15 protein-coding genes are annotated in these 13,838 nt (G+C 55.0%); 8 read left to right on the forward strand and 7 right to left on the reverse strand.

The features are described from left to right. The first annotated feature begins 126 nt into the window (after positions 1 to 126). Complete coding sequence (locus tag BTJ39_RS16735; protein ID WP_078003833.1) at positions 127 to 576, forward strand: RcnB family protein; 450 nt, start codon at positions 127 to 129, stop codon at positions 574 to 576. Between the two features lie 38 nt (positions 577 to 614). On the opposite strand, the gene BTJ39_RS16740 is transcribed toward BTJ39_RS16735, so the two are convergent. From BTJ39_RS16740 to BTJ39_RS16770, 7 genes are read right to left on the reverse strand one after another with little or no spacing between them, the layout of a single operon-like run. Beyond that, positions 615 to 2,714 carry a flagellar biosynthesis protein FlhA gene (locus BTJ39_RS16740; RefSeq protein WP_078003834.1) on the reverse strand — a complete coding sequence of 700 codons (2,100 nt, stop codon included), beginning with the start codon at positions 2,712 to 2,714 and terminating at the stop codon, positions 615 to 617. Continuing rightward, the gene (gene flhB / locus BTJ39_RS16745; RefSeq protein WP_078003835.1) at positions 2,701 to 3,831 is read right to left on the reverse strand and encodes a flagellar type III secretion system protein FlhB; all 1,131 of its coding nucleotides are present in this window, start codon (positions 3,829 to 3,831) and stop codon (positions 2,701 to 2,703) included. Before flhB ends, BTJ39_RS16740 begins: the two co-directional genes overlap by 14 nt. Next, positions 3,831 to 4,604 carry a flagellar biosynthetic protein FliR gene (gene fliR / locus BTJ39_RS16750; RefSeq protein WP_078003836.1) on the reverse strand — a complete coding sequence of 258 codons (774 nt, stop codon included), beginning with the start codon at positions 4,602 to 4,604 and terminating at the stop codon, positions 3,831 to 3,833. The genes flhB and fliR overlap by 1 nt, the downstream gene beginning before the upstream one ends. Positions 4,605 to 4,606: 2 nt before the next feature. Continuing rightward, entirely contained in the window at positions 4,607 to 4,879 is a 273-nt protein-coding gene (gene fliQ, locus BTJ39_RS16755) for a flagellar biosynthesis protein FliQ (RefSeq protein ID WP_078003837.1), read from the reverse strand. Beyond that, complete coding sequence (gene fliP / locus BTJ39_RS16760; RefSeq protein ID WP_078003838.1) at positions 4,876 to 5,634, reverse strand: flagellar type III secretion system pore protein FliP; 759 nt, start codon at positions 5,632 to 5,634, stop codon at positions 4,876 to 4,878. The genes fliQ and fliP overlap by 4 nt, the downstream gene beginning before the upstream one ends. Then, a complete protein-coding gene (locus tag BTJ39_RS16765) occupies positions 5,631 to 6,014 on the reverse strand; it encodes a flagellar motor switch protein FliN (RefSeq protein WP_078003839.1) in 384 nt (127 codons plus the stop codon). Before BTJ39_RS16765 ends, fliP begins: the two co-directional genes overlap by 4 nt. A gap of 3 nt (positions 6,015 to 6,017) precedes the next feature. Beyond that, on the reverse strand, positions 6,018 to 6,827 hold the full coding sequence (locus tag BTJ39_RS16770; RefSeq protein WP_241825933.1) for a FliM/FliN family flagellar motor C-terminal domain-containing protein: 810 nt from the start codon (positions 6,825 to 6,827) through the stop codon (positions 6,018 to 6,020). A gap of 467 nt (positions 6,828 to 7,294) precedes the next feature. Between BTJ39_RS16770 and BTJ39_RS16775 the strand changes: the two genes are divergently transcribed. From BTJ39_RS16775 to BTJ39_RS16805, 7 genes are all read left to right on the forward strand, one after another. Next, complete coding sequence (locus BTJ39_RS16775; RefSeq protein ID WP_096777747.1) at positions 7,295 to 8,314, forward strand: sigma-54 interaction domain-containing protein; 1,020 nt, start codon at positions 7,295 to 7,297, stop codon at positions 8,312 to 8,314. Between the two features lie 83 nt (positions 8,315 to 8,397). Continuing rightward, positions 8,398 to 8,679, forward strand: coding sequence for a flagellar hook-basal body complex protein FliE (gene fliE, locus BTJ39_RS16780; protein WP_422386045.1), 282 nt, complete (start codon positions 8,398 to 8,400; stop codon positions 8,677 to 8,679). A gap of 11 nt (positions 8,680 to 8,690) precedes the next feature. After that, positions 8,691 to 10,334, forward strand: coding sequence for a flagellar basal-body MS-ring/collar protein FliF (fliF, locus tag BTJ39_RS16785; protein ID WP_078003842.1), 1,644 nt, complete (start codon positions 8,691 to 8,693; stop codon positions 10,332 to 10,334). After that, positions 10,315 to 11,337: a FliG C-terminal domain-containing protein gene (locus BTJ39_RS16790; protein ID WP_078003843.1), complete on the forward strand. Its 1,023-nt coding sequence runs from the start codon at positions 10,315 to 10,317 to the stop codon at positions 11,335 to 11,337. Before fliF ends, BTJ39_RS16790 begins: the two co-directional genes overlap by 20 nt. 7 nt (positions 11,338 to 11,344) lie before the next feature. Continuing rightward, a complete protein-coding gene (fliH, locus tag BTJ39_RS16795; RefSeq protein WP_078003844.1) occupies positions 11,345 to 12,079 on the forward strand; it encodes a flagellar assembly protein FliH in 735 nt (244 codons plus the stop codon). Continuing rightward, positions 12,076 to 13,386 (forward strand): flagellar protein export ATPase FliI, encoded by a 1,311-nt coding sequence (gene fliI, locus BTJ39_RS16800; RefSeq protein ID WP_078003845.1) that lies wholly within the window; start codon positions 12,076 to 12,078, stop codon positions 13,384 to 13,386. Before fliH ends, fliI begins: the two co-directional genes overlap by 4 nt. Before the next feature lie 10 nt (positions 13,387 to 13,396). Further along, positions 13,397 to 13,831 carry a flagellar export protein FliJ gene (locus BTJ39_RS16805; RefSeq protein ID WP_078003846.1) on the forward strand — a complete coding sequence of 145 codons (435 nt, stop codon included), beginning with the start codon at positions 13,397 to 13,399 and terminating at the stop codon, positions 13,829 to 13,831. Positions 13,832 to 13,838 lie beyond the last annotated feature (7 nt).

A 13,838-nucleotide genomic window follows, 5' to 3' on the forward strand; every position in this document is an offset into this window, starting at 1 on the left:
TAGCGCCAGCAAAGCGTAAAAATTTCGTTAAAAACCGCGCTTTAGGATTGTCAGCGCTAGGCTTTTACCGGCGAGGCGCACACTATCCCGTTACGACGTAAGCCGTCGTCGCATGAGGATAAAAAAATGAAAAAGACAACGCTGGCATTTGTGATTTCGCTGTTCACCGCTAACGCGCTGTTTGCTACCAGCAGCCAGGCTGACGGGCCGCCACGTGGCCAGGATCCGCGCTGGCAGTCTTCGCACGGACAGGGCGATCGCCATGTACCCTCGCAGCATGATAATCATGCCCGCCCGCATGCTCAGCCGGTTTATGGCGATCAGCATCATCCGCAACCGCGCGGTCATTATGAAGAGCGCGACCATTTTGCCTGGCAGGGGCATGATTTTCGCCGGGGGCGCCCGGTACCGCCAGATTATCGTGACGGCTATCGGGTCGATGACTGGCATGCGCGCGGATTACGCCAGCCGCCTCAAGGCGAACACTGGGCTTATATTGATGGCAACTACGTGCTGATTGCCGCCGCCACCGGCATTATTACCTCGATTATTCTCAGCAGCGCCCTGCATGATTAACCCGCCTCAGCGCCTGCCTTACCGGCAGGCGCTGAGGTCTATTCCACCGTACCGACAATTTCCAGCGGAGCATCATCCGGCACTTCGTTGTAAGACAGTACCTGCAGGCTTCTGGCGAACAGCCGCGAATAGCGCGCCAGTAGCGGGCGTAGCTGCGGCGTTACCAGCAGCACCGGCGTCAGATGACGGGCTTTTAACTGCTCGACTATTACCGGCAGCGTGTTTTGCAACTGCGTCAGAATATTGGGATCGACCGGAAAGCTGTCCAGCGCGACTTTACCCGCCTGCTGGGCTTGATTGAGCGCTGACAGCAACAAGTTTTCCAGTTCGTTATTCAGCGTGTAGGCTGACAGCGTCTGGCCGCCAGGGGTAATTGTGGCGATCAGCGCCCGGCGCAGGGCAAAGCGCACGTCGGCCACCAGCAACTGCGGATCTTTGGTTATTGCCGCGCTTTCGATGAGCGCAGTGGCGATAGTTGTAATGTCTTTCAGTGAAACGCGATCGATCAGCAGCAGCCGGTAAATGCGCAGCAGCTGGCTGTAATCCAACACGTTGAGCAGATCGTCCGCCAGCTTAGGCGAGGTTTGCGCCAGCCGCTCATGCAACTGGGTAATATCGTCATAGTTAAAGAGCTCCGGTAAAAAGTCGCGGGAGATTTTATTCAGATGGGTGGCGATAACGCTGGCGCAGTCCACCACCTGATAACCAAAGTTAAGCGCGCGGGTTTTTTCTTCTGGTTGGATCCAGGTCACCGTCATGCCATACGCCGGATCGCTTTCCAGTACGCCGTCGACCTCGCCATATTGTTCGGCGGTTGGGATTGCCATCAGGCGTTCGGGGTGAACCTCACCCGTGGCCGCACGCACGCCATTAATCTGGATCGCGTACTGGGCGGGTTTCAGCTGAAAATCTTCGCGAATCGCAATTTCTGGCAGTAGTATGCCGCAGGTTTCCGACACTACCTGACGCACTCCGCGCACCCGCTGTTTTAACGGACTGCCGCGGCCGCTGTCCACCAGCGGCACCAGCTTGTAACCAAGGTTAAGCCCAATCGGCTCGACCAGCGGAATGCTCTGCCAGTCAATGGTTGGCGGTTCTTCCTGCTGCAAGGCCTCGCTGAGGGCCGCCATCTCTTCAGGGGTTTGCGTCGCCGTGTTGATCCTGCGATGCTGATGCCAGCCCGCGTAAAGCAGCAGCAACGTAAAAAGTAAAAATACCAGGTGGGGCATGCCCGGCACGATAGCGAGGATAAACATCACCAGCGCGGCGCTAAACAGCGTGGTTGGTTTTGCCAGTAGCTGACTGGTTATTTCATCGCTGATATTGTTGCCGTCGCTGACGCGAGTAACGATGATGGCGGCGGAGCTGGCCAGCAGCAACGACGGTATTTGCGCCACCAGTCCGTCGCCGATAGTCAGCAATACGTATTGTTCAAAGGCCTGTCCTGCCGGCAGATTATATTTAAAAATGCCTATCAGGATGCCGCCGGCGACGTTGATCAGCAGGATCAGCATGCCGGCTATCGCATCGCCGCGCACAAACTTAGAGGCGCCATCCATCGCGCCGTAAAAATCGGCCTCGCGCGCCACCTCACGCCGACGGTCGCGCGCCTGTTCCTGATTAATCAGACCGGCATTCAGGTCGGCGTCAATCGCCATCTGCTTGCCGGGCAAGGCATCCAGGGTAAAGCGCGCCGAGACTTCAGAAATACGTTCCGCGCCTTTGGTGACCACCACGAAGTTGATAATCATCAAAATGATGAATACCACAAAGCCAACCACGAAATTACCGCCGATCACCACCTGACCAAATGCTTCAATCACCTTACCGGCCGCGTCGGCGCCTTCATGGCCGTGCAGTAAAACCACCCTGGTTGATGCCACGTTCAGCGACAGCCGCATCAGGGTTGTGATCAGCAAAATGGTTGGAAAAATGGAGAAGTCGAGCGGGCGTTTGCTGTTAATGCTGGCCAGCAGCACCATCACCGATAGCACGATGTTAAGGGTAAACAGGATATCCAGCACCAGCGGCGACAGCGGCAGAATAACCATTGCCAGCACGCTTAGCAGCAGCACGGGAATGCCGAGATGACTCTGGCGCAGCGTTAACAGGATCTTTCGAGGGTTAATCGGAAGCATGGTTGGCAATGACCTCTTCAGACGGAAGCAAATGAATATCGAGCCGGGGTTTATCCCCGCTGCCGGCGCGCCAGGATTTTAGCTGCATGACATAAGTCAGCACCTGCGCCATCGGACGAAATAGTGACGCGGGGATCTGTTGATTGATGCGCGTTGAGTGATAGATAGCCCGCGCCAGCGGCGCAAAGGTGATGACGTCAACCTGATGTTTTATCGCCAGCTGGCGAATGTAATGTGCTGTTTCATCAATGCCTTTGGCGACGATCCACGGCGCCGGCGCTTTTTGCGGATCGTATTTAAGCGCCACGGCAAAGTGGGTTGGATTGACAATAACCACGTCGGCCTGCGGTACCTGACGCTGAATTTGCCCCATTGCCATCTGGCGCTGAAGATGGCGAATATGCGCTTTAATCTGCGGCGAGCCTTCATTCTCTTTATGTTCATCGCGCAGCTCTTTTTTCGTCATCTTCATTTTCTTCAAAAATAAGAAACGGCTTAGCGGCACGTCCAGCAGCGCAAACAGCAAAATGGCAAATACGAACAGGCGCAGGATTGACTGCATGATGTCGAGGCATTGATATATGGCGGTAGGTAGCGGCAGGTGCTGTAGCCGCAGGATATCGCTCATATTGTTATTAATTGTCAGCCACAGCAGGCAGAGCAACACCGTACATTTGATCAGCATTTTGCCGACTTCTGTCAGTTGCTGAGCGCTAAACATGCGCTTAATGCCGGCGATCGGGTTAAGTTTTTTTAAGTCCGGTTTAATTCTGGCGGGGACGAAAATCCAGCCGCCGGGCAGGACGGCGCAGGCCACCGCCACCAGCGGAATTGGCAGTAACGTGGCGATGACTTTGAACAGAATCAGCGCCTGGGCCAGCATAAACTGGCCCAGCGCGCCGTCGTCAGTACTGAGCGCCAGCTGCTGCATGAGATTTAATGATTGCTGCATGAGCTGCTTATACAAGGGCGCTGCGAGGGTGACGCAGAGTAAGGCGGCCAGCAGTAACGCGGCCAGCGAGACGTCGCGCGAGCGGGGGATTTCGCCTTTGCGCTTTGCCTTGCGCAGCTTCCCCGGGGTGGGCTTTTCGCTTTTATCGCCGCTACCTGCCGACATCAGGCCATCCTCAGTCGTTCCAGCACGCCCAGCACCTGATTGGTCAGCTGCAGATAGCGCTCGCCGAGATGGCCGCTGAGCACCATAAAGCAGAACAGACCGAATAACATGCTAATGGGAAAGCCAAGTGAAAACAGGTTAAGCGTCGGCGATACCCGATTAAGCAAGCCGAACACGCACTGAACCAGCATCATAATGAGGACTGTCGGCAGCGCCAGCAGCAGCGCGCCGGAAATGATAAACCCCACGCCGGTTGCTGCGGTGCGCAAAGAACTTTGCGAAATCGCCTGGCCTGGCGGCCAGTAAATAAAACTTTTATATAAAATGGTAACCAGCAGCAGATGGCCGTCGAAGCTGAAAAATAGCAGCCCGGTCCAGATAAAAATGATTTGCGAAATGACCATCGTAGAGCTGCCGCTGGACGGATCGTTCATCACCGCCATGCCCAGTCCCATGTTCATCGACAAAATGGCTCCGGCGGTTTGCAAAGTCCAGAATACCCACCACAGGATCTGACCGAATACCAGCCCCCAAAGCAGCTGCTCGCCGGTCAGCAGTAGGGTGCGTACCGACAGCAGTTCGTCAGGTGCCGGTTGATGCGGCAACATCGGGGCAATCAGTATGCTCAGCAGCAGTGCCAGCACGATACGCGCTTTACGCGGCAGCGCCCGGTTATCCAGCAGCGGGCAAAAGAGAAAAAAAGCCAGAATGCGCATAAAGGGCAGCCACAGGGCAAGCAGCGGGGTAATCAGTTGCTGGATGGCGATGTTCATGTTCAGCCTGCTAACTGCGCGGCTTGCTGAAATAGCAGATGAGTAAAGTCAGTCAGCTGTAGTAGCATCCACTTCCCGGCAAAGACCAGCGTCAGCAGCGTAGCGACCAGGCGGGGGAGAAAGCTCAGCGTCTGCTCATTGATTTGCGTCGTGGCCTGAAAAAGGCTGACCAGCAGGCCAACGGCCAGGCTTGGCAGGATGGCGACCAGCGAGATAATCAGCACCAGCTTTAAGCCGCTGGCCAGTATGTCGCCAGCCACGTCAAGCGTCATCATCCGCCGACTCCCTGCACGCTTTGGGTCAGCGTGCCGACCACCAGTGACCAGCCGTCGCACAAGACAAACAGGATCAGTTTGAACGGCAGCGATACGATCAGCGGCGACAGCATCATCATGCCCATCGCCATCAGAATACAGGCGACAATCAGGTCAATGACCAGAAACGGGATGTAAATCATAAAGCCAATTTTAAAGGCGGTTTTCAGTTCGCTGAGGACGAATGCCGGTGCCAGAACGGTGAAATCCTGGTGCTGCGGATCGCCGCTGACGCTGGCAATGGTCATAATTTGCGACAGCGCGGTGCTGTTGGTTTGCGCCAGCATAAATTTTTTCAGCGGCACTTCGCCGCGCTCAATAGCCTGCTGCAGGCCTATCTGGTCTGACTGGTAGGGCACCACGGCGTTCTGATAGATAGTGTTCCATACCGGGCGCATAACCAGCAGGGTGAGTATCAGTGCAATGCCGGTCAGTACTTTATTTGGCGGCGCCTGCTGCAAACCCAGCGCCTGACGCAGCAGGGCCAGCACGATAATGAAGCGCGTAAAGCTGGTCAGCATCAGCAGCATCACCGGCAGCAGGCTTAGCAGCGTCATCAGAATCAGTATTTCAACTTTGACGCTGTAATCTTCCCCGCCGCCAGCCGTTGGGGTGGCCGAGAACAGCGTTAAGCCATTGTTCTGCGCCAGCGCCTGCGAAGGGAGCAGCAGCAACAGCGCTCCGATGGCCAGCGCTGTCCATATCCATGATTTCATTGCACTAGTTCAGCCAGCTGCTGGTTATTAAAGTCAATCAGGCGCAGCGCATACTTGTCATTTACTACCACCACTTCCGCGCTGCCGAACAGTACGCCGTTTACTTTGACGTCCAGCGGTTCACCCGCCAGCTTGTCCAGCTCAATAACCGAGTCGCTGCCGACGTTAATCAGCTCGGCGAGCGAAATTTCAACCGAAGCGACCTCCAGCGTCAGCGTTACGGGGATACGGCTGAATAGCGCCAGATGACGCGGCTTATCCTGGCGCAGCGGCGCGGCTGGCACGTTGGCTAGCTCATCATCGCCGTCTGTCCCGTCATCTGCGTCAGAGGCGAAAAAATGATCCAGATTATCCGGATCGTTAAAGGATTGATCGCTCACTGTTTACTCCCTTATCAGTTCGCTAAAATCGGAAAGATATAATTTGCCGTTTTCTTCACGGATAGCTGCCGTTAGCAGCGGTTTGTCGCCGACGTAAAGCGGTGCGCGTTCCGCCAGCGAAATCGGCAGCAAATCGCCAGGTTTAAGCTCTGCCAGTTCGGCGACGGTGCGCGTCACTGCGGCCAGCCGGGCATGCAGGCGTACCGGTAAAGATGTAAAGCTGGCGCTAACCAGCGCCGCACAGTTTTCATTGCTGTTACGCTGGCGATTCGATCCGCCCAGTGAGCTGAGCAGCAGATCAACGTGATAGCCATCGAGTAGCAATGAGAAGCCGCCGCTACTGTAGTCGTTAAGATAAAAATCAATGCGATACGACCATTGGGTTATTAACGCGCTGTAATCGGCTTTTATCGTCAGCGGCTGGGGGAAGATACCGCTTTCGCACAATAGCGTGGTTAGCTCCAGCGCCATTTTATTTAGCAGTCGCTCTTCCGTTTTGCTAACCGCTATTTCCTCCGGGTTAATCTTGTCAGATTGAAAGTCCTGGCTCAGCCCGTAATAATCATGTAGCGCACTGAGCAATAGCTGGCGATCAATACAAAACGCCAGATTGCCGACCTCGCTGCTGAATATTTTGCTCTGCTTAACCCAGCGGTCCATCTGGAACTGCATTTCTTTAAGACCGGTGTTGACCCGATACTTCTTCAGAAAGTAAATGCTTAGCTGCCCGTCAAGCTGATCAAAACGCTCATTAAATATCCGTGGAACCTTATGATAGGGGCGCCCAAGCTTGTTAACTTCGAGGCCCATCATTTCAGGGTGTTGATCCGCTGGATAAATTCTGAACTTCTTTCTTTTTGTTTGCATATTATAGGTTGTTAGTGGAGGTGTAATCGAGTCAGAGCTTCAAAAAGGTGTTCATACCAAATAGAGAATGGTATTAAAACGCATCAGCTAGGCTATCTATTAAAAACGGCTATATGCGACAGTGTATTTAATCCTTTATCTTTAGCTATATCAAGGTTGTTTTATTATTAATGCATTAATTTTCAAATTAATGTTTAAAATTAAATTATTTTAACTGGTTGTTTTTTAATGATTAATTTTTTAATATTTTATTGTGTCTGTCATTGATTTTGGTGTGTAATATATACTCCCCCCGTGACGCAAGGTTATTGTGCGTTTCAATAATTTTAAATCCATGGATGGCTTTCAATGTACGCGATAAAATTACATCTTTTTCCTGTTTTTCTGTCTGGCTATTTTAGGCTCTGCTTTCAATGAGTGAGGCCGGAAATATTCAACTTGAACACGGCGTTGACTATATTGCGGTAGACCCTGCCAGCGTAGAGGTTTTTTCTCTGGCTGAACGCGTGGCGAAATTTAACGTACCCGTGTTGATCACCGGAGAAACCGGGACCGGTAAAGAGTGCATAGCCAAATATATTCACTGTCATTCTGCAGAAAAAAGTGCGGCCTACGTTGGGGTCAACTGCGCAGCTATTCCGGAAAATATGCTGGAGGCCATGCTGTTTGGTTACGAGAAAGGCGCATTTACCGGCGCGATAAACAGCCAGCCGGGTAAGCTGGAGCTGGCGAATGGCGGCACATTATTACTGGACGAAATAGGCGATATGCCGATTGCGCTGCAGGCGAAATTATTACGCGTACTGCAAGAGCAGGAGGTCGAGCGGCTGGGAAGCCATAAAAAGATACCGCTGGATCTGCGCTTAATTGCTTCAACCAACAAAGATCTTGAGCAGGAAATTGCCGCCGGCCGTTTTCGCCAGGATCTCTATTATCGCTTATCGGTAATCCCTATTCACATCACTCCGCTACGCAGTCGTGTACAGGATATCATGCCGCTGGTTCAGCTTTTCTTACGCAAATACCATGCACTGATTGAGCGTAAACCAACTCTGATGCCGGGGGCGCGCATTGCGCTGGAAAGCTATTCCTGGCCTGGCAATGTCCGCGAGCTGGAGAACGTGGTGCAGCGTGGGCTGATACTCTGCGGCAACGGTAATCTGACCACGGCATGCTTTGGCTTGCCGAACGCCCGCGCGCAAAGCGCCCTGATGCCGCAGGCTGAAGGTGAACATGATAGGCCGCATGATGGCTGCGCTCGTGCGATAAAGCGCCAGGGCAGGATGGCTGAAAGCCAGTATATTCTCGATCTGCTGCGACGCAATCAGGGAAATAAATCTAAAACCGCTGAATCCTTGGGTATCACACCGCGTGCGCTGCGTTATCGGCTGGCCTCGATGCGTGAGCAGGGATTCGACACCGGATTCTTTTAATAGCCAGCTTCATGGAAGACTTTATGGTTAACAAAATTACCTCAGGGAATATGCAAGCCGAAATGTTAGCGAGTATGCAGCGTATGCAGCTCCAGGCTACCGGTACCGGCATTAGCTCTTCACCGCTGGCGTCATCGGCCAGCGCGCCTTCATTCAGCGAGGCGTTGCAAAATGCCATCGACAACGTGGACCAACTGCAGCAGCTTGCCAGCCAGAAACAGCGCGCCGTCGATACCGGGCAAAGCGATGACCTCAGCGGTACGATGATTGAGAGTCAAAAAGCCAGCATTGCATTCACCGCGATGGTTCAGGTGCGTAACAAACTCACTCAGGCATTTGATGAAGTTATTAATATGCCACTCTGAGGAGGGGGCCGGTGTTTGAGAAACTTAAGGCGCGCCTGCCAGCCGATCGCATTGCTACGTTCAAAAAGTTTGCTTTGCCGGGCGCGCTGGCGCTGGCGGTGACCGCAGCGATAGTCGCGCTGCTGTGGCAGAACAATCGGCATTACACCATGCTGTTCGGCGCCCACGAAAATATTTCCGTTTCCGACGTCGTCGAGGTGCTCTCCGGCGAGGGCATCAGCTATCGCGTGGAGCCGCAAAGCGGCGCGCTGCTGGTGCAGGAAAATCAGCTTAGCAAAGCGCGTATGGCGCTGGCCGCGAAAGGCATATCCGCCCGCTTACCTGCCGGCTACGAGCTGATGGATAAAGAAGAGATGCTTGGCAGCAGTCAGTTCGTGCAGAACGTGCGCTTAAAGCGCAGTCTGGAAGGTGAACTGGCGCAGAGTATCATGACCCTGGATGCGGTTGACTATGCGCGCGTACTGCTGGGCATCAGCGAAACCAGCTCTTTTGTGCTGACGAATAAGCCTGATAGCAGCGCTTCGGTGATGCTGCGCCTGAAATATGGCCGTAGGCTAAACAATGAACAGGTTGCGGCCATTGTCAGCCTGGTTTCCGGCAGCCTGCCCGGCCTGAAGCCTGAGCAGGTAAAAGTGGTCGATCAGGCGGGCAATCTGCTGTCGGCAAACGTCAGTGAATGGCTGGATGGCGGCTATGGCCTGCAGGGAAGCGCGGAGATGGTGCAACATATTCGCCAGCAAACCGAACGTAATATTGCCAACTTGCTAACGCCGATTCTGGGCGCCGAAAATTTCCGCGTGAGCGTTGTGCCGCGCGTTGATTTCAGCCAGATGCAGGAAACGCAGGAGCGCTATCTGAATGATCCCCATCTGGCTGAGGAAAGTCTGCTGCAGGAAAATACCAGCGAGGAGCTGGCGATGGGCATTCCCGGTTCGCTGAGCAACAGCCCAACGAATGCGGCGCAGAACAAAAAGCCGGCTGGTCAGAATAATAATGCACGCCAGGATAATCAGCCGCTCTCAACCCGTAATCAGGCGCGTCGTCAATACAACTGGGATCGCGATATACGTAATATCCATCATCAGAGCTATCAGCTGCAGCGTCTGACGGTCGCCGTATTGCTCAATCAGAATGCACCGCAGTTAAAAAAATGGGACGAACAGCAGTTTAAGCAAATGCAGCAACTGCTCGATCATGCGGCCGGCATTGACAGTATCCGTGGCGATGAGCTTAGCCTGTCGCGTATTGCGTTTACTCCCCCACCAGAATATCACGAGCCGGTTCTGCCCTGGTGGCAGCGACCATCAACTTTGCGCTGGGCTGAGTTTGGTGGCATAGGCTTGCTGGCTTTACTCATCGTCGTCTTTGGCATTCTACCGCTGCTGCGGCGCTGGGCGCGGCGGCCGAACGCCGCTGTGGCTTCAGCGGCCAGCGGCGAAACGGCAATGGCTGATGATGCCGGCGCCGGGCAAGGGGGTGAGCAGGAGGCGGTGCTCGGAAGCGCCGCATTTAAAGGCGGCGAGGAGCTTCCGCCGCAAAGTTCGGGGTTAGAAACCAAAATCGCCTTTTTGCAAATGCTGGCGAAAAATGAGACCGACCGCGTTGCCGACGTATTGAAACAATGGATAAGCAGCAATGAGCGAAACGGAAAATAAGGAAGATACTAGCGCCGAGCGCCCGCCTCTGGAGCAGGCGGCGATCGTATTGCTCAGCATTGGCGAAGAGGCGGCCGCCAGCGTAATGAGCAAGCTATCGCGCGAAGAGGTGTTGCAGATGAGCGAAGTCATGGCGCGACTCAGCGGCGTTAAGCTAGCCCAGGCACGCGGCGCGCTGAATAATTTTTTTCAGGATTATAGCGAGCTGAGCGGCATTAACGGCGCTTCACGTAGCTACTTGCGTAACATCCTTGAAAGAGCGCTGGGCAGTGAAATCTCCAGTAGCGTGATCAACGGTATCTACGGTGACGAAATTCGCTACCGCATGACGCGTTTGCAGTGGGTAGCGGCGCCTCAGCTGGCGGCGATGATCAACCAGGAACATTTACAGCTGCAGGCGGTGTTCCTGGCCTTTCTGCCGCCCGAAGTGGCTGCCGAGGTATTAAATCAGCTTGATGAGGCGAGCCAGGAAGAACTTTTATTCCGTATTGCCCGGCTTGATGACGTCAATCGCGACGTGGTGAACGAGCTTGATCGTTTGATTGAGCGTGGCGTGGCGGTTATCTCCGAGCATGGTTCAAAGGTCAGTGGTATTCGTCAGGCGGCCAATATTGTCAACCGCTTTGGCAGCAATCAGCAGACCCTGCTGGAGCATTTGCAGCAGCGGGATGGCATGGTCGCCGAAAAGCTGAAAAGCGAAATGTATGAATTCTTTATTCTCAGTCGCCAGAATCCTGATGTCATCCAGCGTCTGCTGGATGACATCCCGTTGGAAACCTGGGCGGTCGCGCTGAAAGGTACCGAGACCGTACTGCGTCAGGCAATCTATGACGCAATGCCTCGCCGCCAGGTACAGCTGTTGCAAAGTACCACCAGCCGACTGGGACCGGTCCCCGTTAGCCGGGTTGAACAGCTGCGCAAGGAGATAATGGTAACGGTGCGCGAGCTGGCGGAAAGCGGTGAAATACAGATTCAGCTATTTAATGAAAGGACCATGGAGTAGTGGACGAATGGCGCTGAACGACGGCAATGAGGGGGCGCTACGTCTGTATCACTTCCCACCGCTGAGTAAAAAGCCGTTGGAGGACTCCGTGACCCCGTCGCAGGAAACGATTAACTGCCAGCAGATTGAGCTGGAAGTTGAACAGATGAGGCGCAGCGGTTTTGACCAGGGACGCGAGCAGGGCTATCAGTCCGGGCGTAAGGTCGGATATGAAGAGGGCCAGCAGCAGGGCCGGGAGGAAGGGCTGCGAACGGCGCGTAGCCGCTTGCAACAGGCCGTTAATCCGGTAGATAAGCTGGTTGATGAGCTGCAAAAGATGCTTAGCCAGTATGAGCAGCGCCGCCGTGACGAGCTGCTGCTGCTGGTCGAAAAGGTGACGCGCCAGGCGATCCGCTGTGAACTGGCGCTGCAGCCTGCTCAGCTGCTGGCGCTGGTCGACGAGGCGCTTTCCAGCCTGCCGCAAGCGCCAGCGCGCCTGCAGGTTTTGCTCAATTCCGACGAGTTTGCGCGCATCCAGGAGCTGGCGCCGGAGAAAGTCAGCGCCTGGGGAATGATGGCCGATGCGACGCTGGAAAGCGGAGAGTGCCGTATTATTACCGATGTGGGTGAAATGGATGTGGGTTGTAATCATCGTCTGGAACAGTGTATGGATGCGCTTGGAAAAAATTTAGCAGCGCCGGCAGACGCAGCAGCAGCGCCGGCTGATGCGGTTGCGCATCACTCGCAAGAGCAGGAAAAGTGAGCCCGCTCGATCGCGCTCTGAACTCAATTGAAAGCATCTCGCTGGCCCGGGTGTCAGGACGGCTGGTGCGGGTTAAAGGGCTGCTGCTGGAGTCGGTAGGATGCCAGCTGGCCGTCGGTCAGTACTGCCAGATTGAGGAGAGCGGCGGGACAATGCTGGACGCACAGGTTGTTGGCTTTGATCGCGACGTTACCTTCCTGATGTCGTTTAAATCACCCGGCGGATTGACCGCCGGCGCCAGGGTCTTCCCGCAGGAGAAAAAACGCGCGCTGATGATTGGAGCGGACTGGATGGGCAGAGTGATTAACGGTCTTGGCGAGCCGCTGGATGGTAAAAGCGCGCCCGGCGGAGAATATCCTCTGAATTCGCAGCCTGAACCGATCAACCCATTGCTGAGAAAGCCGGTCGATACTCCGCTTGATACCGGGGTGAAGGCGATCAATGGCCTGCTGACGATCGGCAAAGGACAGCGCGTTGGCTTGATGGCCGGGTCCGGCGTGGGCAAAAGCGTTTTGCTGGGAATGATAACGCGCAGCACGCTGGCTGACGTGGTCGTTGTCGGGTTAATAGGCGAGCGCGGGCGTGAAGTGAATGAATTTATTTACCATACGCTTCAGGCCAGCGGCATGGCAAAGTCAATCGTTGTTGCCGCTCCGGCGGACGAATCGCCGCTGATGCGCCTGAAGGCGGCGGAGTTGTGCCATGCCGTTGCGGCGCATTTTCGTGATAGCGGTAAAGATGTCCTGCTATTGGTTGATTCATTAACCCGATATGCCATGGCGCAGCGGGAGATCGCGCTGTCGCTGGGAGAGCCGCCTGCCACCAAAGGCTATCCGCCTTCGGCGTTTGGCATTATTCCCCGGCTGGTGGAAAGTGCAGGCAACAGCGGCGCCAGCGGCTCCATGACGGCAATTTATACCGTACTGGCTGAGGGTGACGACCAGCAGGATCCGATCGTGGACTGCGCCCGGGCGGTGCTTGACGGTCATATTGTACTTTCTCGTGAGTTAGCGGAAAGCGGGCACTATCCGGCTATTGATATTGCTCAAAGCATCAGTCGCTGCATGGCACAGGTCACCGAGCCTGCGCATCAGCAGGCGGGGCGAACCTTAAAGCAGCGTTACAGCGACTATATGGCAATAAAGCCGCTGATTCCGCTTGGCGGCTACGTCGCAGGGGCGGATGCGGAGGTGGATAAGGCCGTACGCATGCAGCCGGCAATGATGAGCTATCTGCGACAGGGAAAGGATGAATGTTCGCCGCTGGCGCGTTCTGTCAGCGAGCTACTGGCGCTAAGCCAGGCATAAGGAGCGTGCGTTGAGCGGTAAAACAGCCAATGTCCAGCTGCTGGAGCGACTACGCCAGCTGCGAGAGAATAGCGTCGGGCGGCTCAGCAGCCAGCTTGCCAGCCAGCGGCAGGTCGCCCAGCGCTGCCGTAATAATATTGATGCTCTGAATCAGTTGAAAACGGTACATTTACCGGCGCCCGGCGGCGGTAAAGTGATGCAGAACGCCGCTGGTTATAAAGCGATGCTGCAGCGGGTGGTTGACTGGCAGCAGCAGGAGTATGCGCTGGCGCAAGCGGAAATCGCTCAGCTACAGCGCGCGCTGTATGAAAAGTCTCGTGAGGAAATGCGCCTGGCGCAGGCGGTTAAGTTACAGCGACAGCAAATACACCGGGTCGAGGCGCGCCGGCAGCAGCGTCAAACGGATGATATTGCTTTGCAAAGCTGGCTGCGTAAGCAGAAGTAGTCCGATA

It is taken from the genome of Izhakiella australiensis (assembly GCF_002006995.1).
Classification (GTDB): domain Bacteria; phylum Pseudomonadota; class Gammaproteobacteria; order Enterobacterales; family Enterobacteriaceae; genus Izhakiella; species Izhakiella australiensis.

Excerpts from the sequence above, each read along its gene's own strand:
- flhB (WP_078003835.1), bottom strand. The coding sequence starts at position 3,831 with ATGTCGGCAGGTAGCGGCGATAAAAGCGAAAAGCCCACCCCGGGGAAG.
- BTJ39_RS16735 (WP_078003833.1), top strand. The coding sequence starts at position 127 with ATGAAAAAGACAACGCTGGCATTTGTGATTTCGCTGTTCACCGCTAAC.
- fliH (WP_078003844.1), top strand. The coding sequence starts at position 11,345 with ATGGCGCTGAACGACGGCAATGAGGGGGCGCTACGTCTGTATCACTTC.
- BTJ39_RS16790 (WP_078003843.1), top strand. The coding sequence starts at position 10,315 with ATGAGCGAAACGGAAAATAAGGAAGATACTAGCGCCGAGCGCCCGCCT.
- BTJ39_RS16770 (WP_241825933.1), bottom strand. The coding sequence starts at position 6,827 with ATGATGGGCCTCGAAGTTAACAAGCTTGGGCGCCCCTATCATAAGGTT.
- fliP (WP_078003838.1), bottom strand. The coding sequence starts at position 5,634 with ATGAAATCATGGATATGGACAGCGCTGGCCATCGGAGCGCTGTTGCTG.
- BTJ39_RS16775 (WP_096777747.1), top strand. The coding sequence starts at position 7,295 with ATGAGTGAGGCCGGAAATATTCAACTTGAACACGGCGTTGACTATATT.
- fliR (WP_078003836.1), bottom strand. The coding sequence starts at position 4,604 with ATGAACATCGCCATCCAGCAACTGATTACCCCGCTGCTTGCCCTGTGG.
- fliQ (WP_078003837.1), bottom strand. The coding sequence starts at position 4,879 with ATGATGACGCTTGACGTGGCTGGCGACATACTGGCCAGCGGCTTAAAG.
- BTJ39_RS16740 (WP_078003834.1), bottom strand. The coding sequence starts at position 2,714 with ATGCTTCCGATTAACCCTCGAAAGATCCTGTTAACGCTGCGCCAGAGT.
- fliE (WP_422386045.1), top strand. The coding sequence starts at position 8,398 with ATGCAGCTCCAGGCTACCGGTACCGGCATTAGCTCTTCACCGCTGGCG.